Source organism: Vibrio artabrorum (genome assembly GCF_024347295.1).
GTDB classification, from domain to species: Bacteria; Pseudomonadota; Gammaproteobacteria; order Enterobacterales; family Vibrionaceae; genus Vibrio; species Vibrio artabrorum.
On record NZ_AP025459.1, the window covers coordinates 953,997 to 978,301 of the forward strand.

A 24,305-nucleotide genomic window follows, 5' to 3' on the forward strand; every position below is an offset into this window, starting at 1 on the left:
TTACTCCGACAAACTTGTTACAAAAGTTTAACCTTTATTGTGATTCATCAAATGGGCGCTGTAGTTATTCAAAACATCAATATAAGGGGGGGACAGTTATGTCTGATGTATCGGTTTATCTGGATGAATGGTAGGAACATTATAGATGTGACTGGTGAAATATAGATGTGAATGGCGAAAAATGGGTAGGGAAATTGATAAAGACAATAGCAAGGGTTGAGGTTCAATGTTATCAAAGTGCCTCAACTCTTTTAGCTGTGTCGGCTGTTAAGTCTCACCACGAACGTTTTAATTTTATCGGACTAATAAGTGCTAAGAACCTCATTGATTTGCTGGTTGATGATCTTGACTTCATTATAGATAACGGAAAGATCGTTCTCTTGAGGAGCCAGTTTATTGAGTGTGTTTTGCTCAACTCTTTCTAATGCGAGAGTGGCGGTGTCTTCACCGAAACTGGCTAATATGCCTTTTAAAGTATGCACAGTGAAATGAAGCTTGTCCCAATCCTGTTGTTGAACCAACTCTTCGATCTCTTCTAGCGAATTACCATGATCTTCTTGATAGGTAGACAAAACGGCGTAAATAACGTCTCTGTCGTTATCTAAATAGGCGTTTAAAGCATCAAAGTCTAGCATGTGGACTCCTGTCGGCTGCATGTTGAAAATGGGTTAGGTGGCTTAGTGGAAAAACCATACTGTGATGAATCACTAATCCATTGATTCCATTTTGGCGGAAGTTCTAACTGTAAAAGCTCTTCCAAATAGTCGTCGCTAAGTTTCTCATCTATATGAGCTTTATGGACGGCATATATATAGTCAAGTTTGGCGGCAACGGAATATGGATAACTGTGAATGTAGTCCTTTATTTCTTGGATTGATCCAACGTTTTCAATATTAATACAAGTCGAAGGGGCAATATTTTTAGGCTTCAGTTGGTGGCTTACGGCTTCTCCACGAGATTTGAGACATCCCATTGCTAAATGATAAAGAGAGTACTCACCAAAGTGGGCGAGCATGGGTAATAACTGAGTGAGCAAATAAGTTGGTTGGCTGTGGAAATTGTTCGCTAGCAGTGTCGAAGCTCTAATCACTTTTTTGTGGGAAACCTGAGGGCTATTTTCGATGAGCAATATGCTGCTCTGAAATAGGGCAAGGCTGGCCAAAACCTGCTGCTGTTGTTTTACCGGAAGTTTCAGGTTTACCAACTCGGTGAATTGGTTGGCGTGCTCAAGCAAAATACGTTTGTACTTTAGTTGCGTCTCGCGTTGATACGTTGCTTTTAAGGAATTAAAGTGCGCACCAATGGAATGAATGACATCAATGTCAGCAGCTGAAATGTGGGTAGCATACATATCGCCTAACTTTATGATCATATGTGTGTTATCTGCGTTCTCAGCTAAGTCGATGGCCCTGATTGCACGATGGCTGATACTCGGTGTCATCTCAAATGCACGAATCGCCAATTTAAGAGCAGGCAGCAGCATTTTGTGTTTTTCATAGATACAGCTTAAGCAATCAATAACGCTTAATGAGAGTGGCTGCGCTATCAGAAAATTGTGGAGCTTATCTATGGCTAAATTTGGCTTGCCTAAGCTGTCGAGAATCAGCGCCTCAGCCACCAATTTGGTTGGGTGCATGTTGGTTTTCGAGTTGTTAATAACGCTAGAGAGTAACTGCCATTTCTTACCTGCAATTAAATGTTCAATCAATGTCGCTTCGAACTGAACGCTAGTACCATTAGGGGAGATCGCCAAAGCTTGAGCTAATCTCTCTTGACTGGCAATGGGATACAAATCATTCAGTTGGGTGAGTTTCTTTGAAACGGACACGGCACTTTGGATCTTTTTACCCAACGTTTGAGTATTAATCGGTTTAGAAACGAAGTGGTGTGCTTCACCTGAAAGGGCGGTTAATACTGTCTCCTGACGCATATCCCCAGAGAGCAAGATTGTCGCCACCGTATGATCGATGAGGCGGTTTCGATACAGAATACCCAACAGCTCAAAGCCAGTAAAAGACTGTTCTAAGTGGTAGTCAATGAGGAGTACATGAAAAGAGTGTGTCTCGACCGCTTTAATGGCTTTTCGATAATCGGTCGCAATAAAAATACAGTCGCGCGAAACTCCCAAACTAGCCAGTTGCTGCTTAATAAGTATTGTTGCACTTTTAGAGTCGTCGACAATTAAAACCCGTAGGTTCGCTGGTAAGGTCAAATCCATTTTCCTCAATACCAAATGCTATTTTTAATCTAGGCGTCAAGTTGTACACTGTCAAGGTGCCTATATCATAAACAAACACTTGATAAACTATTGGTAATTAACGAGTATTCGATAACGTTTATGGAAGTGTTTAAACGAAGATTGTGTTGGCCTTATTTTTCGCATTATACGAGTTTAACCAATAAAAAAGAGGCAAGCCGATAAGCTTACCTCTCTGTTTTGTTAAGCGAGATTTTATTCGAAATATTACCCGTTACTTGCGCTTTATTTACTCAAAACTCTAGTGTTAATCACGCATGTTAAGAATTAATACTGCTGCTAGAGCCAAGAATGCCGTCATGATTAAGAACACATCGTTGTAAGCCATGATTGAAGCGTCACGCTGCATTGTACCAAGTAAGCTTGCTTGTGCTTGTTGCATCGCCGTTGCGGCATCGCTCCCTGATTGAATAAAAAAAGCTTGTTTTTGCTGAAGTGTTTGCCACCCAAGCTGACTCACCGAAGGTAATGACTCCTTGATGTGAGCCAAATGTTCACGCGTTTTATTATCAAGTAGCGTAGCGATAATCGCGATACTGAAAGCACCACCTAAGTTTCGCATTACGTTGGATAAGGTGGATGCATCTGGCGTATCCATTTTACTGATGTTTTTCATGGCAACCAAAGACAGCGGAACCATGATAAACGGGCTCCCAATTGCACGTAGAACCATGGATAAGATCAGCTGTTGCCCACCAAAATCGGTTGTCATATGAGTATTTACGTAACAACTGAAACTGAACATCGCGAAGCCAAAGGTTACCAAATACTTAGGTTTAATAATTTGCGTTAGCTTGGGTACGATTGGGAAGATCAGCAGCTGTGGGAAACCCATCCACATGATCACTTCACCAATTTCCATCGCGTTATATTGCTGAATCTGAGTGAGGTACATCGGCAGAACATAAATGGAACCCAGTAAAGCCATCCCTAAAATCAGATAGGCGATACAAGACATCGCAAATTGTCCATCCCGCAACAGTCGCAAATTCACCAAGGGTTTTTTATGTTGTAATTCATTGAGAACGAAATAGACCAAACTGACGGCGGAGACAATGCTTAAACCAATGATCAGGCTTGAGCTGAACCACTCTTCACGGTTACCTTCTTCCAATACCACTTCTAAGCAACCTAACCCGAGAGCCATGGTCACGATACCAAACCAGTCAGCTTTTTTCAGGGTACCAAGGTCGAGTTTTTCATCGTCTAAGCCATAACGGATCATAGTGATCACAAGCAGAGCTGGTGGAATGTTGACGTAGAAAATATAGTGCCAAGAGAAGTTCTCGGTCAGCCAACCACCAAATGTTGGACCAATCGAGGGAGCAAAGGTCGCGGTTACCCCGAATAAGGCCATACCAACGGCACGTTTGTTGATGGGCAATAATTGAACGACCAATGAGAAAGCGAGTGGGATTAATGCACCACCACTGAATCCCTGCATCGCCCGGAATACAATCATCGAAGTCATATTCCATGAGATTGAACACAACAAAGATGAAAGGGTAAAAATGAGCGTGGTCCAAATAATATAACGGCGTTTACCAAGCGCTCTAGAAAGCCAGCCACTGAGTGGGATAGCGATCATCTCGGCGACTAAATAAGACGTAGAGATCCATGAGCTTTCATCTAAGGTTGCAGACAGCGCACCTTGAATGTCTTTCAGAGATGAATTGGTGATCTGAATATCCAAGATCGCCATAAATGCGCCAATTAAGCCCCCAAATAGGGCGATCCAGTTGCGACTCGATACTTCGCTTTCATCATGAGTTGGGGCGACAGCAGCAGCGTTGCTCATGGATCTAGCCTCGTTTGTCGATCGTTGCAACTACAGACAAACCAGGAAGCAATCGACCTTTCAATTCTTGTTGATCTGGAATGGTAATTTTCACTGGTACACGTTGAACGATTTTAGTGAAATTGCCCGTTGCATTCTCCGGTGGTAGTAACGCGAATTTTGCACCCGTCGCAGGGGAGAAACTGTCAACTACGCCTTCAAGCGGCTGGCCTGGGAAAGCGTCTAACTCAATTTCAACGGTTTGACCTTTGTGAATGCCGCTTAATTGTGTTTCTTTAAAGTTGGCTTCAATCCACACTTGATTATTCGGTACTAAACTCAGAAGTGGCGCGCCAGCTTGCACCAATAAACCTTCGCGCACGCTACGCTTACCAATCACACCATCTGTGGGAGCATAAACTTTGGTGTACTCGAGGTTAAGTTGTGCCTGTTCACGTTGTGCTTTCGCTTCCGCTACCGATGCTTGTGCTTGTTCGATTTCGCTCGCAATAACCGTGAGTTGGTCATGACTTGCGACCAAATTAGCTTTTGCTTCTTCCAACTCGGCTTGAGTGACTTTTTGTTGTGCTGCCATGCTGTCAACTTCATCTTGTGAAGCATATTTGCGCTTTAACAGACTACGAGATCGCTCGGCTTGTTGAAGTGCGCGTTCGTATCCTGCTTGTGCGGAATCAACGCGGCTCTCTGCTTGATTAATTTGACTACGTTGTAACGTTTGTTTGGCAATTAAGTTTTGTACGCTTGATTGAACGACCGCTAAGTGCGCATTCGCCTGAATGAGTGCGGATTGATAATCACGGTCATCAATTTGAACCAACAAATCGCCTTTTTTAACGGATTGGTTATCACTGACATAAGACTTAACAATGTAACCCGAGACCTTAGGGCTAATGTTGGTAATGTCACCTTGCAGATAGGCGTTATCCGTCGATTCAAAGTACTGGCCATAGCCGTACCAGTATCCAGCGCCAGCTAACCCCAATGACAGCATGATTGCCGTCGCAATAAGCGGTGCTTTTTTACGTTTTTTTGTGCTTACTGTCTGGGAAGCGCTGTTGTTCTCTGCCATTTTATTCTCATTTTCTATTTATTTGGATGTAACGAATTGTAAACGAAACTTATTGATTGATAAGATAGGAAAAAAGGGAAACACTGTTGCACAAATATAACTAATAGATTTTTTGGAGAAGTACGATGGACTTAAATGCGGTGACTGTTTTTACGCAAGTCGTTGATTGTGGGAGTTTCACACAAGCTGCTGAAGCATTGAACATGACAAAATCGACGGTTAGCCGAAAACTAGCAGATCTCGAACAGCATTTAGGTGTGAGATTGATCACTCGTTCGACCCGTAGTTTAGTGTTAACGCCAGAAGGGGACCGTTTTTATCAATTGAGCATGCAAATGCATGACATTATGAATCAAGCGGAATTAGAAGTTTCAGCCAATCAGGATCTGATACGCGGTCCTTTAAACGTAGTACTGCCTGTCGAGCTTGGTCATCAGGTGCTCGCTAAATATATCCATAGCTTTCTGCTAGAGCATCCAAACGTGACGATGAATTTGGAACTGAGTAACCGAGAAGTCGACATCATTGGAGAAGGGATAGATCTGTACGCTCAAATTGGTGACTTAGAAGACTCCAGTTTAGTCTCTCGTTACTTAACGACCTCTGGGCGTGTATTGGTTGCCAGCCCCAAATATTTAGAACGGTTTGGACAAATAGAGTCACCAATGGATCTCAAGGCACCCTTTCGAATGATTGAGGTCGTGAACAAGGCGGCGCGTATACCTAAATGGAAACTGCAATTAGAAGACGGTGAGGTGGCTTTGATCGATCTGCCTTGTCAGTTACGAGTGAATACCATCACGGCCTGCTTAACGGCCTGTGTGGACGGGCTTGGCTTAGCTGTACTTCCTGAATTCATTTGTCGTGAACACTTCAAGACAGGTAAGTTGATTCATCTGTTATCTGAATATGAGATGCCAGAGGTTTCAGTCAGTCTCGTGTATGCAGACAGACAGTTGATGCCGAAACGTAAGAAAGTCTTTATCGACTATCTATTGACGGCCTTTCAAAATAGGAAGCAAAAGTAACGGACTAAACCTTACTGGTTAAGTGTTTAGGCTTCCTATTATTCGTTATTGTCTAAACTGTATCGAAGTTAACTATGATTGGGCTGCCAGTCGACGACTTGTCCATTCGCTAATATAGCTTTGATCGATAGGCCAGCAATATCGATACCGTTGTGACGAAATGCCTTGCTGGAGAAGTTGGCTATGATCTTACTCCCGTCACTGAACTCGGTTTGTTGAACATCGCCGGTCTTATCTAACCATTCGAAATCGACCAACTGTTTATCCCATAACTGTTCGTGGATCGGTTCAAAGCCATCTTGATAGTGTTTGAGTGCTTTGATTCTCGGGCTTGAACTTGATAAAGCTTCATCTCTGGTTAAGTGAACCATCGGTGGTGTGTTATACAACATGGCGGTTAAGTCACGTTCTGCTTTTACATTAGTGAACTTGAGGCTGTCTGAATGCCAATGGTGCGTATTGATTACTTCATCATGGAAAACGGCTTGGTAAAGCGGAATCCGATATTGTGGCGAAAACAGTAGCGACTTATAGGGCTCTTTAACCTCGGCCGGCTTAAAGAAGAAGTCGGGCTTGTGGTCTGGGTACCAACGACCTAAGTAATAGGGAGACTGGCGGTTCTCTTTCATCTCTTTATCTGTCCAACCAAAACCAACCGTTTCTAAGCCGTGTGCAAACGCGATGCCTTTTGTTGTTAGGCTGTTGCCGTCTTCAGATCCTAATACTAACGATGGTTGCTCGCTAAGCCACTGCATTCGGTTGTTGAAGGCTGAAAGCATGTCCGACTCGTTTGTATTGCCATTTCCATTGTTGTAGCTATGACTCTTGATATGATTGTCTATAGAGCCGCTGTAATCTTCACGGGCCATGGCGGTTGCATCAACATCTAAGAACAAGCTGTTGAAGTTCCCGAACCTCATAATGTCTTGAGCGCGCTGCTTGACGTATTCTAAATGGCAGTTCGGATTTAGATAGAATCCGTTACCTCGAAACCCTTTTTTTAGGCTGCCATCTGCCATTTCAATGGCACAACTCTGACGCATCGGCTCTGGTAATTGAGCGGTTAGCCAGTTGTCATTGAGCTTCGCAGGAATGGCTGTGTTGTAGGAATCGTAGGTGCCGACCAGATATCCGGACTGTTTTGCCAGAGCCACAGCGTTAGGTTGATAGAATGCTGGCATCCAATTATCGAATCCGAGCCACAGTTTGTTTAAGCCTGCCTTATTTAGATTGGCGATCATGCCTGAAGACAACGCTTGTCCCCAAGTCTCTGGCGAGTTTAGGTAAGGGGAAGCGTGCTCTAGCAACCAGTTCTTCTTATCCTGTGCTGCTTTGTATTGCGCTTTAATCGTGTTGTTTTTGAGTGTCGGATTACCAACAGGATATAACACCTGCAATGACTGGCTAATAGAGTCCAACAATAGTTGTTTGTGATACTGACTGAACCAATCTTTTCCCTTGGATAGTGACGACAGCTCTCTGTTCGCTTCCGCAGAAACGTTGAGTTTAGAGCCCTCGAGATACCATGTTTTCAATCCCCACCAGTCACTCACATCTTGGATGCTTAATGGGTCTTTGCCAAATAGGTAAACGTGGCTTGCGCCGATTAGCTTACTCACATCTGGATTGTGTTTTTGTTTAACAACCAGTGTTTCAGAAAGGTTATTTTCGATGCGCCAATCGCGGTAGTGTTTCGCTCCATCTAACCATGAGTCTCCAAGGGTGATACGAACAATAAAAGGCTGTGATTGATTGAGCATCGTAAATTGGTGTAATGCCTTCATATCAATTTTGGTCTTTGAATTAGATGAGTTATCAGAGGATGCATCTGAAAAGAGCAGTTGATTGTTGGTCGCATTAACCATCTGATAGCTAATGAAATGATTGTTTTGCTGCACAGTCCAAAAAGGCATCTTTAAGTCTTGAGTGGTATTGCTTCCAGAATAGTTGCCGACGAGATAGCTTGCCCAAAGCTTGTTATCAATAGGCACGCGCATGCCTTCACTAAAGGGTAGAAATAGTGTCTGAGTTTGTTGTTCTGCAAGATCAAACCACGCCAACTCAATGGGCTTGTTTCGTTTCACCTGAATATTCGAAGGCAAGCTGAACTGAAAAGTGAGCTGGCCTTGATTAAGCTCTGCCTCAACGTTTATCCCACTAGGCACTAAGGTCCAAGTGGCGATTTTTGCTGAGTCAGCTTTATCGGATAAGCCAATGATCAGGTTGGTCATTTTCTGTGGTTGGCTATCAACGGTGAGAGCACCGCTGTTAACGCTTAAGTCATTCCAATCTATCTCTAGAGTATTCGATGATATAGAGACGATATTGCTCGTAGTGGTGTTAGCGCTAACGCTGCTATTACTGGTGAGCGTTATTTGGCGCGCTTGTGCATTGGATGAAAACAGACAAGCTGTTGTTAAAGCCACAATGGCACAATTAGAAAGATTGAGTGGGTGACGTACGCTGAGCATATTTAGATTCCGTAAAGGGTAAGTACGGTTATTACACCTAAGTAGCGCGAGTGCTTTGTCACCTATATGTCTCTATTTTCTGTTTGGCTTTAGTGGTATTCCATTAGAAAGGTACGGCGACGCGCTGCACATATTGGACTTCAATTGCGCCTTGGTATTCAAACATTTCAACCGAAGCACTCAAGTGCTTGGCTTTGGTTCCAAGTGGACTTTCTGTGGGAACGGGTGCTTGCGCTGTTTTGATTGGCACTTTGTAGCCTAACAGGTTGTAGTTATCATCAAACCATTGCCAACTCACATTAGCATCGGGGCAACTGTCGATCACTTTTGGAGGTGAGAGCACGATATGTGGTTCGCTGAGTTTACTCTCGAGCGTCAGCCATCGATTGCTGTCATTTAAAGCGACAACAATAGGGTAGTGATTTGAATCTATCTTTAGTTGATAAACACCAGATTCGGGTTTGATGAACATTTCATTGGTTTCAATCTCTTGATACTCATTATTGGAAGCGAGTTGTCCATCAAGAAGGACTTTGCCTTTAGGCGATACTAAAGAAAGAGTTTGGGTTTCTAAGCCTTTGTTTAGTTGCTCGGCAGAGACTTTGATTTGATAACCGTGTGACGACAGGCCATAGCGTCGAATGAAACTGACTTGAATGTGGTGTTTCGGCTCAGCACTTTGTTTTAGTGAGGTTCCACATTGAGTTTGGCTCAATATCTCTTGTTTGACTGGCAGCCAAAGTTCACTATCGAGTGTTTGTTGATCGAGTGCGATTTGCAGCTCTTGCCACGCAACTTGAGGTTGACCATCAAGCAGCGATTGATAGGTGTGCTGCAATGGCGTGTCGGTAAACCATGCCGCATGACTTACGAGCGGCAAGGTGCAGAGCAGTGCCGCTAACGAAGGAACTTTCATTATGATTCCCCGGCTAAGCGGTAACCAACGCCGCGATGTGTTTCGATATTCAATGTCGGCAGCTTCTGGCGTAAGCGTAGGATGTGATTATCAATGGTTCGGGTACTAGGAAAGGCCTGATACCCCCAAATCTTATTGAGTAACTCATCTCGGTGAAACACACGACTTTGGTTCTGCACAAACAGTACCAATAGTTGAAATTCTTTAGGTTTTAGTGTGACTGGGCTTTCATCCAGATAAGCGATCCGCTCCGACAAGTTGATTTGGATATTTGCGTAATTTAAGAGGCTCACCCCTAACGGACGAAGCTGGGTAATGACTCGGGCGAGCAATTCGTCGTTCGAAAATGGCTTAGTGACGTAATCTTTGGCACCCGCCATTAAACCTTCAACACGTTGTTGAACTTCTACTTTAGCGGTTAACACAATCACAGGCAGCGCTTTGAGGAGCAACCAGTTTGGAAGGTGTTGCAAGCTGTCCCCATCTTCAAGCTGTCGATCCAGTATCACTAGATCGGCGCGGAACCATTGCTTACTGGCACTCTCTGAATCCTTCGCCCAAAGGCATTGGTAACCATTGGATTCAAAGAAGCTGACGAGGCCTTGTCCAAGCAGTTGGTCGTCTTCAATCAGCAGTAGGGTGTTCATAAGCAATTTCCAAAATACATCGGGTTGGGTTACGAAGAATAATAAGGCGGCCATTTGCTTGCTTCATCAAGTGCTCGACAATAGTCAGACCAATGCCCATGTTATCCAGTTTGTGCGCTTCACTTGGCGTGACACGGGACATGAGTCGTTGTATCGGCGAAGGGAAGTGCCCCTCGTCTTGTACCTCAATCGTCAGCTTGTCTCCGAGCTCGACCTTGACCAAAACCTCACCTTTACCGTGTTGTTTGGCATTCTTGATTAGATTATCCAAACAGATGGTTAGCCAGTAATAAGGCTGATTTAGTTCAACTTCACGCGCTTCGCATTGATAAGAAATATTGTGCTTTTCACAGACATGATCAAGCCACTCTTCTAATGATGCGTTTTGCTTCAACAAAGGTTCTGACTGATCCGAACTTAGGTACACTTTGCTGTTTTCGGTGAGCTGAGAGAGCCTTTGATAGTCAGATATTAAACGCCAAACCGCACTTTGAGTTTCATCAGAAAAGTCATCGTAGCAATTTCTGAACATCTCGACGGTTAGACCTAGGCTAGTAATGGGCGTGCGCAGTTCATGAGTAAGAAGCTGTAAAACGAACTGCCTCTCTTTTCGTTGTTTTGTTCTTAGGTATAAGACTCTACCTAGCCCGGAAAGCAACGTTAACAGCAATGAAAAGATCAAGATTTTCATGATCAGATTGTCATTGCTAGGCTCGCTTAAGCACACGTTGCTGTAACGAAAAGTACAGGTTTCACCTGCCAAAGATACCTCTTGCTGATCTGCGATAGGCTGCCATACATCTAAGGGAATGGCTTTCCAGCCTTGTTCACCACTCAACCAAAGCACATCGCCTTGTTGCCAAGCGCGGTATCCATTGAGCAGTGCTTCTCTGCCTTGAGCTGTTAGCGACTCTAGCTTGGTATATAAAGGATGCTGAGGGTTGGTAATACTCAAAAATGGACGTATTTGCTCGCTTACGTCTGGGTAAACTGCCAAATAACGATCAGCAAAGCTGCCACCGGCAGGGTGACGTTTGGAGTGTGCTGCAAACCAAATCGAATCCAATGCTTGTTGCTGACACAGAGCGAGCTCGAACTCGATGGCATCATGTAATGAAGGGTTATTACTTTCAATCGTTCGGCAGTGATCTTGTATTGACGCTAACGCTGCGATGTCGTCCCAGCTGAATTGGTTGAAATCAGGATAGCGGCTACGTTCATGAAGCAGAACTTTCGGATACTGAGCCAACTCTTGTTGAGATACTAGGATTGGGGATGATTCCCAGCTCAGTTGATACAAGGTTTGCCACTTGTCTTGCAAACTTTGTGCATTGACTAGAGTCGGGAGCCAAAAGATCAAGCAAAGAGCTAATGTAAACCTGCGCATCCAATCATTCTCGTTAAAAGTCGTGGGGCAAGTCTAAAGAGTTTTGGGCGAGATTTGTAACCTGAATGTCAACAAGTGTTCCTTTAACAAAAAATTGTCGAGTAGGTCATGCTTTAAAATAATCAATTGAAAATACAGTAAGTATCATATTGGCGGCTTAAACTAGATAATTGTGTACTTATTGTCACTATTGAGTAAGCGGAGGGGTCTATACTGGGCTCATACCTAATAAGAGGAACCATCATGAAACTCATCATCAAATCAGTATTGGCAATCAGTATTTTGGCTGCAGGCTCTGCTCAGGCGTTCGAATTAACCAGTAACGATATTCAAGAAGGTCACCCAATGGCGAAGACTTTTGAATACTCAAGTTGGGGTTGTGACGGCGATAACCTATCACCACAATTAATGTGGAAAGATGCACCAGCAGGCACCAAAAGCTTTGCGATTACAGCTTATGATCCCGATGCTCCGACTGAAAGTGGCTTCTGGCACTGGGTTGCGTTTGATATCCCTGCAACTGTGAACGAGCTACCTCGCGGTGTCGACATCGCTAAAGTCGGTGGCAAAGAAGGTCGCATTGATTACGGCACCGTTGGCTTCGGTGGCGCATGTCCTCCAGAAAACGATGGCATGCACCGTTACCAGTTCACAGTTTGGGCATTGCCAACGGACAAACTTAACCTCGACGAAAACACGCCGTCGGCAGTGGTTGGCTTCACGTTGAACAGCATGGCTTTAGACAAAGCGAAACTGACCGCAACTTATACACGTTAATCGCTTGTGTACGTTAAAAGCTTATACACGTACATAATAAGTAAACAAGGGGATGAGATGAATCATCAATATCAAGTGACGATCTTTCGTGCAGAGCAGTTACAAAAGCTGCGTAATGTGAGGATTCTATCCCCGAGTATCATTCAGATCATTACAGGCAGTAAGCGCCTGTTTTGGAAAGATTCAGCGGCCGAACTCTCACATTCTGAGCTGTTATTGTGTGAGGCATCAGCGTCACTAAGCTTTGAGAACATGCCCCACAGAGGGCGTTTCTTGTCGCGCGTGTTCAGCTTTCAATTCCAACCTTGTCAGGCGATGCTTGATTTAAGTGAGGAACGTTCGAATGATCTGGGGCTACCGACAGTGCAAGCGGATCGAAACTTACAAGACTCACTCAACGCGCTGTTTTCGTTTGATACACAGAGCATGAGCAAAGAGACGCAACAGTTTTGGTTACAGGGCTTGTACCAGCAACTTGCTGAAAAAGGGGTGTTACATCGATTGTTTGCCAGTGCCAACGTTTCGTTTAGCCAAAAGCTCAGCCATTATCTTTCACTTTCGCCAGATGAGAAGCATCCGCTAGAGTCGGTAGCGGAGCGTTTTGCGATGAGCCGAGCCACGCTGATTCGAAAGCTCAAACTGGAAGGTATGCAATATCGTGAGGTGTTGGCTGAAGTTCGGTTGAGTCACGCGCTTTATCTGATGCAAAACGGACAGCAGAATGTTGCGATGTTGGCTCAGTCTTGCGGTTATCAATCGGAAGGGCGTTTTAGTCAGCGCTTTAAAGGCAAATTTGGTTTGTCGCCCAGTGAATACATCAAGACAGTCGCGAGCAATAAAGTCGCGGCGCCATAACCATTCTGTTTGCCCTAAACGCTAATCAGAACAGTTGCACTGACCAGTCGAATTCAGTCATCAATACTGAAGACGCGAACGGTGTACCAAAAGTGACGGCTGTACCCAATGGCGCATGGTCCGCACAATGGTCATTTGATTCAGTGCTCGACTTTGTTCCCCGAAGCTAATAGGCAACGAAAGCCCAGTTATGCTGGGCTTTTCTCATTATTGCAATTTGAAGTCTGTGTTTCATTATCACCAATGAATGGAACCCTAATACAAGTCCGAAATATGGCATTTTGCCATTTAGGGCTTTGTTACACTATTAGTTTGGTGTAACACGGTACAAGGTAGGTGCGTCCATCACATCAGAGCACGTAGGAGAACGATTAGAAGTAGTATTTCAAGCGCATACGGCCACCAACATTTTTAGCATCACCGGATTTATTGTCTTCTGAATAGATTGAATAGTAGGCTCCAACCAGTATGTCAAAGTTATCGAAGCCTAAAGCCTGATTATATGCATATGACGTATAGATAGTGTCTAATGCACCTGACTCCTTGCCATTAACAGTGACTGTTTTAACGTCGTTCGTTCCGCGAATATAGCCAATGCCAAAGTTATATAATGTTGTATTCACGCCAAATGATCGGTCTGTTTCATTCTTAGCATTCATTTGGGCAAAATTAGCCAAGAATTGAATGTTCTCTGTTGCATAGCCCGTTGATACGCCAAAACCAAGTCGCTTACCTATATCTTTGCCATTAACGATAGCGGTATCAGAAAGAACTTGCGCTTCCATACCACCTGAAAGGTTGAATCCATCGTTCTTATATGTGAGCACAGGGCGAACATAAAGAGAATCATTTACTGACGTTCCAGTATCAACCTTAGTGAATATGTCAGTTCGCTTACCAAATATTGTATTAACTTCAGCGGTAAGATTGCCAAACTTCTGAATAAGCATCAATTGTCCCGCTTCAGCAGCACGACCTCTACCTTCTTTCATTTCATATAAATAAAAGTTTTCATTCGCTATAGCTGAATCGCTAGCATTGCCAGCTTGGTTCACAAACACATCTTGCCCTTTTGGGAATAGATCGGCTGCTTCGAAACGACCCGCTTTTAATGCAGTACTATCAGCATCAATGTTTAGCCAAGCATCATCGAGAGATACTGATCCATCAGTGTTATATAGTGGATTGAATCTAAATGATATTGTTTTATTGTTGACACTCTTAGCACCATCTACAGTGAACGATAGCCTACCATCTTGGTTGAAGTTGCTGCCGTCATTCGCCAGTTTGTATTTACTAGACGCGGACTCGTTGTTAAAGTTCAAGTTAAGTTCTGCATCACCACCTAGAGTAAGCTGACCGTCATCGACATTGCCAAATACTACCGGATTAGCATAGGAAGTAGAGGCTAATGTTAGCAATGCCGCACCGGCTAGATAAGTTAGTTTCATAAATGTGCATCCTAAATAAGTAATTTAATATATAAGTAATGATTTACTGTTCATCTGAAATTATTCGGTAATAACAGTGTTAAAGTAAATTTAAATTAAGTTTTTAGGTTTGCATTTGTCGTGTTCGATCAGATAAGTAATGTCTTGTTATGTTAAATTAAACCCATAAAATAGTGTTGCCCATTTATTGAAAGTGAATTTAACGAGTGGCAACAATCGTTACGTTATAGCCATGAGTATTAAAGTATACCCTTGATACTTCAAATGGATTGCCATCGGTTAAGTAGCCAACACTTGATATTTTTAATATTGGCTTATGTCTACTAATGTTTAACTCTTTACATATGTCTTTACTTGGCAATATCGGAACTAAGGTCTGATCATCCTTCTCTATTTCATAGCCCTTTATATTTTCTATATAATGATATTTTGACCCTTCTAGCGTTGCAACACTAAGGTCAGGGAAAAGAGATTTAGGCATCCAGCACTCTTCAAGTTGAATGGGTTTCCCGTCCTTGAATCTGATTCTTTTAGCGTGATGTACATACTCGTCATTACCGATCTTCAATAATTGAGCGATTTCTTTTGGAGCAGGGATTAAAGTAAAGTTGATGACTTTGTTCTTGTAATCGCTTGAAATATTTTCTTCCGCAAAGCTATCTAGACGATATTTGTACATTTGAGAGTGATGCTCTCTGACAAAGTTACCACTGCCACGAACACCAATTATGATTCCAGACTCGTAGAGCATTTTCATTGCTTTTCTAATCGTAATTCTCGATACATTAAACTCTTTACATAGCTCAGCTTCTGTCGGTAATTTCTCTCCGGCTTCGTAAAGGCGTTGCTCAATTCTTTGTTCTATTTCAGACCTAACTCTTTCATAAAGAAGGGTTTTCATGACTTATTTACCTCATTGTTTATATGACAAGATCATACAACTTATATTATATGTCTCATAAATGACATAACAAATGTAGCTCAGGTTATATCGTGAGGTTGATCAAATTTTACGCACATTGTCACTGCTAGTATTGCCTCAACCAATAAATTACACCATTTGGGGCGATAAAATATGAAGCTACGTGTAATAAATAACGCTGACGATTTTGGATATTCAAACGCAATAAATTATGGAATCATCGATGCGCATCGTTATGGGATTCTGAACTCTGCGACGATAATGGCACATATGGATGGGTTTGATCATGCCGTAGAGTTGTCAAAACAAAATCCCCAGTTAGCCATTGGTGTTCATTGCACCTTAACGTGTGGAAGACCACTACTTTCAGACCATAAAACACTGACAGAAAAATGTGGAACGTTTAAGAAAATTAGTTTCTGGGAGCAGGATGATTCTGCGGTTGATGATGATGAAGTCTACCGAGAATTTAAGGCTCAAATAGAGAAAGTCATTGCTTCAGGAATACAACCAACTCACCTAGACTCCCACCACCATATACATCGATATAAAAATAATATGGCGATAACTATCCGACTCGCCAAAGAGTTTGGAATTGCCATTAGAAACGTAAAAACGGTTGAACTTAAGGCTCTTGACTTACCAACAGGGTATACCAAAGAAATAGCGAATATAGGCATGGATATTTTTATGCGTGAAGCAATACCATGCAACTCTCTATTAATAGAACCTTATTTAAGAAAGGGGAATTCACTAAATAAAAGCGGCGACCTAGAAGAGAGAATAGTCGACGAAATTATAGATTCTCTCGAGTTGGCTAAAGGAAATAAAGCCGTGGAAATTATGTGGCATCCAGCCTACATCGATAGAGAAATCATGGAAAACTCCAGTTTTAATATCCCAAGAATCTACGAAACAAAAGCGTTAACTAATAAGCGTCTTATTGAATATTTCAACAGTAACTGTGAACTATGTACCTTTAAAGAACTTTAGGAAATAAAAATGCTACCAATACTATCAAAGATAAATAACCAGCTTTCCAAGCTGGGCAGAGCAATGCTTATCCCCATTGTCGCACAACCTGTTGCAGGTATATTGTCCCGATTTGGTCAGCCAGACTTAATAGATTCTGAGTTATTACGAATGGCCGCAGACGTCATTTTTGGCAATATGGATTTACTCTTTGTAGTGGGTGCATCGGTTGCATTCACTAAGTCAAAGGATAAGACAACAACGATATTAGGTGCAATTCTTGCTCTGATGGTCTTTAAAAAGGCGTTGGCCTTCGTGAACCCAGATTTAAATATGGGGATATTTGCAGGGATAATTGTTGGTTCAGCAACCGCGATTCTATACAACTATAGCCGTGACTGGAAAACGCCTAGTATGTTTTCATTTTTCACGGGTGAAAAATTTGTCGTAACGCTTGCTCCGCTTGCAGCCGTGCCATTTGGCTTATTGTTCGCACAGGTTTGGTCACCGGTGGAATCTGGCTTAGACGCTTTTGCTGTTGCGTTGCTAGGTGCTGGTGCTCTAGGTGCATTCTTATTTGGTTTCCTAAACCGTTCTCTGATTCCATTCGGGTTACATCATGTCATCAACTCGTATGTGTTTTTTGAAGTTGGAAGTTATGTCACCTCTACCGGTACCGTCGTGACGGGGGAAATCCCTCGCTTTATCTCGGGAGATCCAACTGCTGGCGGTATTCTAGCTATGTTCTACGTTCCTATGTTATTCGGTCTTCCGGGCGCCGCTTTGGCGATGTACAGAACCGCAAAGGAAAGTCAAAAAGAAAAAGCCAAAGCTCTTTATGGTGCCGGTGCTGCAACATCAATCTTTGCAGGTGTTACTGAGCCACTTGAATTCAGTTTTATCTTCAAAGCGCCACCGCTTTACTTTATGCATGCGTTCTTTGTAGGCCTTGCTGGCTTGATTTTATACATGCTTGATGTGCGTCTTGGATTTGCTGTCGGATTTACAGCAATCGACTATGTGACCAATTTCAATATGGGTAATAACAGTTGGATGATCATCCCAGTGGGATTGGCTTTCTTTGCTATCTACTACTTTTCATTCAAATTCATGATTGAAAAGTATGACTATCAAATCGAAGGGCGTGAACCTGAGATTGATTATGGTGCTGAGCGTACTAAAGAAGAGGAAGAGCTAAAACTCTCTCATAGCAACTATGCATATATGGCGAAAAAGCTTCTGGCCTTTGTTGGCGGCAGAGAAAACATCGATGAAGCTGGCTGTTGTGTGACTCGTCTCCGTTTAGAACTCCATGATACATCCATTATTGATGAAGAAGCCATCATGCGCACGGGAGCAAAACGTGTAGTAAGAATGGGTGATAAATCGATTCAGATCGTTATCGGTACTGAAGTGATTGAAGTGATGAAAGAATTTGATCGGGCTTTAGAAGCTTAACTATTTTGGAAATTTAAGTGCATTTGCACAAAGGGTATTGAAGATGAATAAAGGCAAAAAAATCGTAATCGTTGGTTCAGGTGCGAGCCACACTCCTGGGATTTTGGCTGCGATGGTCGAGAAGGCTGATGAACTTAAATTAGCAGAGCTGTGCTTGCACGATGTCGATCATCAACGTGCGAAGTTAATGGGGGAGTTTAATGAGATTTATCTGTCTGAGGTCAGACCTGACATTAAGGCAACTTGGACGACTGACATTGAAGAGGCGCTGACCGGAGCCGATTTTGTCTTCATTCAAATAAGACCAGGGAAAAATGAGCAACGCTCAATAGACGAGCATATCTGCTACAAACATAACATTATCGGCCAGGAGACATGTGGTTTAGGCGGATTCTCTTTTGCCTTGCGAGCTATTCCTGCGATTTTGGAGCTAGTAGCTGTGGCACAGCGAGTTTGTCCTAATGCTTGGTTGTTGAATTATACCAACCCAGAAGCCATGGTTTCAGAAGCGGTCTACCGTAAGTTTCCTGACGCAAAAATGCTGTGTATTTGTGATATGCCAATTGGTCAGCAAGATGTGATAGCCGATTACCTTGGATTCAAGGAGAGCGATTTAACCTTCAAGTACTTTGGTCTTAATCACTTTGGTTGGTACACCCACATCTATGATAAGGATGGTAATGACTTACTTCCTAAGCTTCGTGATGATGTGCTTTCTGGACAGCTTACAGAGTTCGAAGATGTCACTGTTGATGGTGAACACGACGATTATTGGCAAAAAACGCATAATAATATCATCAAAGGTTTTAAGGCATTCCCGCAATACCTACCTTTGACGTACCTTCAATATTATTACTTCCATGATGAAATGATGGAACAATTTGATCATGAATTTACCCGAGCAGATTATGTACTTGCGGGGCGAGAGGTGAAAGTCTATGAAGAATGCCGTCGTGTTATTAGCAATAAATCGACTCGCGATTGTGAACTTGTGAGTGGTCATCATGGTAATTATATCGTCGATATTGCGTGTTCAATCATTCATGACAAGAAAGATCGTTTCATCGTTAATGTAAAAAACAATGGTGCTATCGGTAATTTTGATCATGACGCTGTTGTTGAAGTTCCTTGTTATATAGGAGCAAGCGGTGTTGAGCCGGTTGCTGTTGGCTATGTGCCAGTATTCCATCGAGCCATGATGGAAATGCAAAAAGGTTATGAAAAGCTAGCGGTAGAAGCTTGTTTGGAAGGCTCTAAGGAAAAGGCGATTCAATCGATTTTATTGAATAAAACCGTTCCTTCACATCGAGTTGGGCAAGCTGTTTTTGACGATCTCTTAGACGCAAATAGAGACTTCTGGAACCCTAAGTTTTACGAATAACAGTTTGGTATCCCTCGGCTTATGTCGTGGGGTACTTAACGTATCACTCATAATAATAAACCGAAAGGTGAAGTATGAAAGCTATTACCGCATCCAGAACAGTTGCACTGACCAGTCGAATTCTGTCATCAATACTGAAGACGCGAACGGTGCACCAAAAGTGACGGCTGTACCCAATGGCGCATGGTCCGCACAATGGTCATTTGATTCAGTGCTCGACTTTGTTCCCCGAAGCTAATAGGCAACGAAAGCCCAGTTATGCTGGGCTTTTTATACGACTTTCAGATAACTCACCACGCATTTATTAACGTATACATGCTTTCTCTTTGTATGCATCGTCTTGTGTTCGGATTACTATAGTAAACTCATCCTCAGAACGTTGTTAAGATGAGCTTTAATGGTTCTGTTCAAATATGGACGAAATATACAGCGTCAGCGGAATAAGCGCTCACCACTCTTATTTACAAGGAAGCTAATGATGGAAATCAGTCAGTTGGATCATTTGGTATTAACCGTGAGTGATTTACAAGTTACGGTCGATTTTTACCAAAAAGTGCTTGGAATGAAGCCCATCGAATTTGGCGAGGGTCGATTGGCGTTGTCATTTGGGACGCAGAAGATCAATTTACACCTCAGTGGTAGCGAGTTCGAACCAAAGGCAAGCCGTGTACAAGTCGGTAGTGCAGATCTCTGCTTTATTACCAATACCCCAATTGCTGAAGTAGTTGAACATATCCAAGAGCAGGGCATCGTCATCGAAGAGGGACCGGTGCCACGAACCGGTGCAATCGGAAAAATTGTCTCGGTTTATCTTCGTGATCCTGATGGTAATCTGATTGAAGTTTCGAATTACTAAATTTTAGACTATACCGATATTTTTGTTGGCTGAGTTACGGGCAATGAATGTCCGGTTGGTGGTTGTGAAGGTACAGTGCGTGAAGTGAATCACGGGTGTTAATCGGATCAACTAAACGACTCTGTTTAGATTAACGTTGATTTGAATAGAAAAAGCGCGCTATTACCGAGTGGCAATAACGCGCTTTTTTGTATTAGCTTATTGGTCGATCTTAGCTTGCTATTGAAACATTTGCTGATGGCAAGTCACGCTTCTTAATCACGTATCGCAAGCGAATCAACATCAGCGCAGCCGATACGCTTAATCCCGTTAGAATACCAATCCAAAAACCTTCTTCACCCATCGCTGGAACAATGCCGTCTGTTAAGCCCAGCACCATACCTAAGGGCAGTGCTAAGCCCCAATAGGAAGCGATCGCTAAAATCATCGGGACTTTCGTGTCTTTATAACCACGTAATGCACCATTCGCAGACGTTTGCAGCGCATCACTGAATTGGTACATAGCCGTAAACGTCAACAACACTGCTGCGGTTGCGCTTATCGTAGGGTCGGTGGTGTAAAGTCTAATGATCCACTCTGGGAATAGAAGGAACATTGCAACCGAGAGCAACGAAATTAACGCAGCAACCACGATGCCGACTTTGCTGCGTTCTATTGCGCTAAGTTCATCCTTTTCTCCTAACGCGTGTCCAACGCGAATCGTAATGCCAAATGAGATACTCATTGGAATCACATAAGTCAGGCTTGAAATGTTAAGTGCAATTTGCGCGGCCGCCACGTTCTCTGCACCTATACGACCAATCATCAACGCAATAACGGCAAATATGCTGCCACACACCGCGATGTTCATTCCGATAGGCAAGCCTAACCTTAAAAGGTGAATCATCTCTTTTGCTTTTGGCTTGGCGTCTGCAAAGTTAATGATATTTTTGTATTGGTGGTGGCCTTTAATGTAGGAATAGAGCATTCCCGACATTAGCCAATACACTATGCTTGTCGCCCAACCACAACCCACAGCGCCCATTTCAGGGAAGCCAAACTTACCGTAGATCAGTACGTAGTTGACCGGGATATTCACTAACAAACCGACCACTGAGATGATCATTGGTACTTTGGTGTTGTTCATGCCCTCGCAAAAGCCATTCAAAGTGTAGAACAGGGCAATACCCGGCACACCGAAGGCGAGGGCAAAAGCATAGTCGCTGCCAATCGGAATGATCTCAGCGGCCACTCCAATCCATTCTAAGATCGGTTTCGCACTCACTAAATAGGCGATAAGCAGGACGCTAGCAATTAATGCGAGCCAAACCATCTGGAAGAATTCAACAGAGATACTTTGAAAGTCTCGTGCGCCTCGGTGGTAAGCAACAACAGGCGTTAGCGCCATAATCACGCCACGCAGCAATAACAACACAGGAATCCAAAGGCTGGTACCAAGTGCGATCGCCGCGAGATCGGCAGGGCTTACTTGGCCAGCCATTGTCGTATCGACAAATCCCATCGCTTGGGTAGCTATTTGAGTCAAAATGATTGGAATCGAAAGGTGCATAAGCGCACCCGATTCACGAGTAAAAGGACGAAGTTTCGTTAGCATGGAAGTTCACAACACCAATATAAATACACGAATGATGGCAGGATGGCCGGTGTGCATTTTAGGATGTGCCCCGTTGGGCGGCGATAATATAAACACCTTATAGTTTAGGGTCAAGCATTCGATTTACTGGGTATCAGCGATCAAGTTGGATATCCCTGATATAGCGGCTTCAATTCTGTTGTCGTTTATATAAGCGTATGTTTTCTTAATAAATATACCGATGGTGCAACTTTGTTATTTGCTAGGCAAATCACTAAATTGAAAGGTATAAGTTATTGTTATGAATGAGCTGAGGTGAGTACAATTAGTGAAATTACCGGCTAGACAAAAACACGATATTGAAACCATTTGTCGGTCGATTCGCTTTTAGTTTCATATTAAGCACTGCATCACTAAAAAACGACAAGGAATCAAAATGTTGTATCAAAAAATCGGATTATCTTTGGCTGTATTGACGCTTTCTGGATGTGCTACCGCGCCCATTACGCTCAACTATTCGCCAAGTAGAGTTAACAAAAAAATAGGGCGCCAATATACTTTTGGCACCCTATGCTGACTTATCTTTGCGTTAAAGTTCGTGCCAATACCCAAAGTGCTTCTACTGCCACATGGCCAGTACAAACACAAAAACACCGATGCCAAGCATCACTTTTAGCAGTAAGCCGAGTGGTGCACCACCTTTTGGCGCCTTATTACAACATCCCATCGTCGTCTCCTTATTCATTGTTGGTTTCACTCACCTTAAACCTTTCCCTTACGGTAAGGTCAATGGTTAATTCGCCACATAATTTGAAATCTAGAATTAAAAAAAGCGAAATATTGGGTTGGCCTTTGAAGTGATATCAATGCAGAGATGGGGAGCAATACGGTGAAGATTATGTATTACACATCACGATAAGTTAGAAAGATTTGAGTGAAACTAGGGCTTAACATTAGTCATTAGGTGAATCTATGGCCAAAGTAATGAGTCCGAGCGATCTGAAAACGATCCTACACTCCAAGCGTGCCAATCTTTATTACCTGCAGCATTGTCGTGTATTGGTCAATGCTGGGCGAGTTGAATATGTTACCGACCAAGGTAAAGAAAGTCTTTATTGGAATATTCCTATCGCAAACACGACCGCGATCATGCTAGGTACGGGCACATCGATTACGCAAGCGGCAATGCGGGATTTAGCAAAAGCTGGGGTTCTGATGGGATTTTACGGGTACAAAGCGAGTTGATGGACGCTGAACAGCTTCGCATATGGCAACAGCATCATTAAGGTCGTTCTTTCCTTTAGTTCGATAAGGAATTACGTATTTAACGGCCATAATGCGGGCGTCGTGCCCAAGTTTATTGAGTGTTCTTGCCCAATAATGTGCACCACCACACGCTTCAACGCCTATACGCATGAGTGGCATATTTGCTATTGTAGTCAGTAGTTTAGAGCGAGTTACCGACTTATGAAGTATGACCTTACCATTTTGGTCTACGGCATGAAGACTGAAGTGGTTTTTAGCTAGGTCGATACTGCAGAAATAAGAAAAATCAGACATGGTGCCTCCGGTGCAATTAAGTACCACATAAGTGTGGCAGATCCTCGTAAGGGGGGGATCCATGTCATTCGTTATATGCCAGTAATCAGAAAGTCGATAGCAGCAATAATCTCATTTCTAAAAGTGCTCAACTCATTCACAGGATCACGCAGGATTTTAGTTGGAACACTCGCCATTTGATGAGTTAGGATTACGAAGTCGCCTTCATCAATGTGGATCACTGGGCACAGGTGGGTAGGGGCTTTCTTCTCTAACATTTCAACCGGTGTTAAGGGAATCACCAGTCGGGTATTCAGCGTATCAAGCATTTCACTTTGAACATCAACAAAGTATGGGTAAGCGGTAGCAGTGCTTTTATTGTTATTTTGGTATAGTGAAAATTGTGACATTAGAATACTCGGTAAGAATCGGAAAACAGGCCGTGATTTTCTGTTAGTTCATTGCAAGCGCTAATCGCATCTGCATTGAGCTCTAACCACTCAGTTTTACGGCGTTGTTTCACTTCTTTTTCAAGAGCTTTTTCCATTGTTGCAGAGAGGTTTATGTTTAGTCGCTTAGCTTCAGCGAGTAGTTCGCTGTTTAAGCTTAAGTTTGCAGCCTTTTTGGGTGCTTGCGTACTATATGAGTTTCTCATGATAATTACCTATGCGTATTTTTAGTGCGCATTAAGTATAGGTGCACGAAAGGCATATAACAAACAATTTAAGAGTGATTCCCCACGCTTGGCATTTTGGGTTTAGTTTAGTGTTTACGGCGTCCAAGTAGAGTGCAGTGGTAGCGTGGCTCACATCTTAATTGTGCGTTAACTTCCTATACTTCAACTAATCGGTTATATCCTAATTTAGTAATGTAACTGGCAAGGTTCTGTCCATTTTCGAGTTAATGAGCCTCTAATTTGATTAACGCCAGATTGTCCACAAAGCAAAA

At 43.0% G+C, this 24,305-nt stretch carries 21 protein-coding genes and 2 pseudogenes; 8 read left to right on the plus strand and 15 right to left on the minus strand.

The annotated features are described in order from the left end of the window. Positions 1–302: 302 nt before the first annotated feature. The 4 genes from OCU36_RS18265 to OCU36_RS18280 form a co-directional block, all read right to left on the minus strand. Positions 303–635 carry an Hpt domain-containing protein gene (locus OCU36_RS18265; protein ID WP_261839925.1) on the minus strand — a complete coding sequence of 111 codons (333 nt, stop codon included), beginning with the start codon at positions 633–635 and terminating at the stop codon, positions 303–305. Continuing rightward, positions 629–2,218: a response regulator gene (locus tag OCU36_RS18270; RefSeq protein ID WP_261839926.1), complete on the minus strand. Its 1,590-nt coding sequence runs from the start codon at positions 2,216–2,218 to the stop codon at positions 629–631. Before OCU36_RS18270 ends, OCU36_RS18265 begins: the two co-directional genes overlap by 7 nt. 286 nt (positions 2,219–2,504) lie before the next feature. Then, entirely contained in the window at positions 2,505–4,055 is a 1,551-nt protein-coding gene (locus OCU36_RS18275; RefSeq protein WP_261839927.1) for a DHA2 family efflux MFS transporter permease subunit, read from the minus strand. 4 nt (positions 4,056–4,059) lie between these two features. After that, positions 4,060–5,124: an HlyD family secretion protein gene (locus OCU36_RS18280; RefSeq protein WP_261839928.1), complete on the minus strand. Its 1,065-nt coding sequence runs from the start codon at positions 5,122–5,124 to the stop codon at positions 4,060–4,062. A gap of 125 nt (positions 5,125–5,249) precedes the next feature. Here OCU36_RS18280 and OCU36_RS18285 point away from each other — a divergent pair, with 125 nt between their 5' ends. After that, the gene (locus OCU36_RS18285; RefSeq protein ID WP_261839929.1) at positions 5,250–6,152 is read left to right on the plus strand and encodes a LysR family transcriptional regulator; all 903 of its coding nucleotides are present in this window, start codon (positions 5,250–5,252) and stop codon (positions 6,150–6,152) included. Between the two features lie 68 nt (positions 6,153–6,220). On the opposite strand, the gene OCU36_RS18290 is transcribed toward OCU36_RS18285, so the two are convergent. The 4 genes from OCU36_RS18290 to OCU36_RS18305 all read right to left on the minus strand — a co-directional run bounded on the left by OCU36_RS18290 (position 6,221) and on the right by OCU36_RS18305 (position 11,573). Further along, the gene (locus tag OCU36_RS18290) at positions 6,221–8,623 is read right to left on the minus strand and encodes a glycoside hydrolase (RefSeq protein ID WP_261839930.1); all 2,403 of its coding nucleotides are present in this window, start codon (positions 8,621–8,623) and stop codon (positions 6,221–6,223) included. A gap of 103 nt (positions 8,624–8,726) precedes the next feature. Next, positions 8,727–9,539, minus strand: a complete 813-nt coding sequence (locus tag OCU36_RS18295) for a DUF2861 family protein (protein ID WP_261839931.1) — start codon at positions 9,537–9,539, stop codon at positions 8,727–8,729. Continuing rightward, entirely contained in the window at positions 9,539–10,186 is a 648-nt protein-coding gene (locus OCU36_RS18300) for a response regulator transcription factor (protein WP_261839932.1), read from the minus strand. Before OCU36_RS18300 ends, OCU36_RS18295 begins: the two co-directional genes overlap by 1 nt. Beyond that, positions 10,164–11,573, minus strand: coding sequence for an ATP-binding protein (locus OCU36_RS18305; RefSeq protein WP_261839933.1), 1,410 nt, complete (start codon positions 11,571–11,573; stop codon positions 10,164–10,166). Before OCU36_RS18305 ends, OCU36_RS18300 begins: the two co-directional genes overlap by 23 nt. A 243-nt stretch (positions 11,574–11,816) precedes the next feature. Between OCU36_RS18305 and OCU36_RS18310 the strand changes: the two genes are divergently transcribed. Next, positions 11,817–12,350 carry a YbhB/YbcL family Raf kinase inhibitor-like protein gene (locus tag OCU36_RS18310; RefSeq protein ID WP_261839934.1) on the plus strand — a complete coding sequence of 178 codons (534 nt, stop codon included), beginning with the start codon at positions 11,817–11,819 and terminating at the stop codon, positions 12,348–12,350. A gap of 57 nt (positions 12,351–12,407) precedes the next feature. Then, a complete protein-coding gene (locus tag OCU36_RS18315; protein ID WP_261839935.1) occupies positions 12,408–13,205 on the plus strand; it encodes a helix-turn-helix transcriptional regulator in 798 nt (265 codons plus the stop codon). A gap of 371 nt (positions 13,206–13,576) precedes the next feature. Here the strand turns inward: OCU36_RS18315 and OCU36_RS18320 are convergent, their stop codons facing one another. Both OCU36_RS18320 and OCU36_RS18325 read right to left on the minus strand, forming a co-directional pair. Further along, positions 13,577–14,656 (minus strand): carbohydrate porin, encoded by a 1,080-nt coding sequence (locus OCU36_RS18320; protein ID WP_261839936.1) that lies wholly within the window; start codon positions 14,654–14,656, stop codon positions 13,577–13,579. 199 nt (positions 14,657–14,855) lie between these two features. After that, positions 14,856–15,557 (minus strand): GntR family transcriptional regulator, encoded by a 702-nt coding sequence (locus OCU36_RS18325; RefSeq protein ID WP_261839937.1) that lies wholly within the window; start codon positions 15,555–15,557, stop codon positions 14,856–14,858. A gap of 174 nt (positions 15,558–15,731) precedes the next feature. Here OCU36_RS18325 and OCU36_RS18330 point away from each other — a divergent pair, with 174 nt between their 5' ends. From OCU36_RS18330 to OCU36_RS18345, 4 genes are all read left to right on the plus strand, one after another. Next, entirely contained in the window at positions 15,732–16,571 is an 840-nt protein-coding gene (locus tag OCU36_RS18330) for a carbohydrate deacetylase (protein ID WP_261839938.1), read from the plus strand. 9 nt (positions 16,572–16,580) lie between these two features. Next, entirely contained in the window at positions 16,581–18,008 is a 1,428-nt protein-coding gene (locus OCU36_RS18335) for a PTS transporter subunit EIIC (RefSeq protein ID WP_261839939.1), read from the plus strand. A 43-nt stretch (positions 18,009–18,051) separates the two neighbouring features. Beyond that, positions 18,052–19,389 carry a family 4 glycosyl hydrolase gene (locus OCU36_RS18340; RefSeq protein ID WP_261839940.1) on the plus strand — a complete coding sequence of 446 codons (1,338 nt, stop codon included), beginning with the start codon at positions 18,052–18,054 and terminating at the stop codon, positions 19,387–19,389. Positions 19,390–19,867: 478 nt separating this feature from the next. After that, on the plus strand, positions 19,868–20,245 hold the full coding sequence (locus tag OCU36_RS18345) for a VOC family protein (RefSeq protein ID WP_261840745.1): 378 nt from the start codon (positions 19,868–19,870) through the stop codon (positions 20,243–20,245). 211 nt (positions 20,246–20,456) lie between these two features. Here OCU36_RS18345 and OCU36_RS18350 read toward each other — a convergent pair whose 3' ends face one another. Continuing rightward, positions 20,457–21,839, minus strand: coding sequence for an MATE family efflux transporter (locus tag OCU36_RS18350; protein ID WP_261839941.1), 1,383 nt, complete (start codon positions 21,837–21,839; stop codon positions 20,457–20,459). Between the two features lie 598 nt (positions 21,840–22,437). Continuing rightward, positions 22,438–22,563 (minus strand): hypothetical protein, encoded by a 126-nt coding sequence (locus OCU36_RS18355; protein ID WP_261840768.1) that lies wholly within the window; start codon positions 22,561–22,563, stop codon positions 22,438–22,440. A 227-nt stretch (positions 22,564–22,790) separates the two neighbouring features. Between OCU36_RS18355 and OCU36_RS18360 the strand changes: the two are divergent. Beyond that, positions 22,791–23,048, plus strand: a pseudogene (locus OCU36_RS18360) (type I-F CRISPR-associated endonuclease Cas1f); the annotation flags it as partial. On the opposite strand, the pseudogene OCU36_RS18365 reads toward OCU36_RS18360, so the two are convergent. The 3 genes and pseudogenes from OCU36_RS18365 to OCU36_RS18375 form a co-directional block, all read right to left on the minus strand. After that, positions 23,037–23,378: pseudogene (locus OCU36_RS18365) on the minus strand (IS110 family transposase); the annotation flags it as partial. The pseudogenes OCU36_RS18360 and OCU36_RS18365 sit on opposite strands and share 12 nt — an antisense overlap. Before the next feature lie 71 nt (positions 23,379–23,449). Further along, positions 23,450–23,767 carry a CcdB family protein gene (locus OCU36_RS18370; protein ID WP_261839942.1) on the minus strand — a complete coding sequence of 106 codons (318 nt, stop codon included), beginning with the start codon at positions 23,765–23,767 and terminating at the stop codon, positions 23,450–23,452. Next, positions 23,767–24,012, minus strand: a complete 246-nt coding sequence (locus OCU36_RS18375; protein ID WP_261839943.1) for a type II toxin-antitoxin system CcdA family antitoxin — start codon at positions 24,010–24,012, stop codon at positions 23,767–23,769. The genes OCU36_RS18370 and OCU36_RS18375 overlap by 1 nt, the downstream gene beginning before the upstream one ends. Positions 24,013–24,305 lie beyond the last annotated feature (293 nt).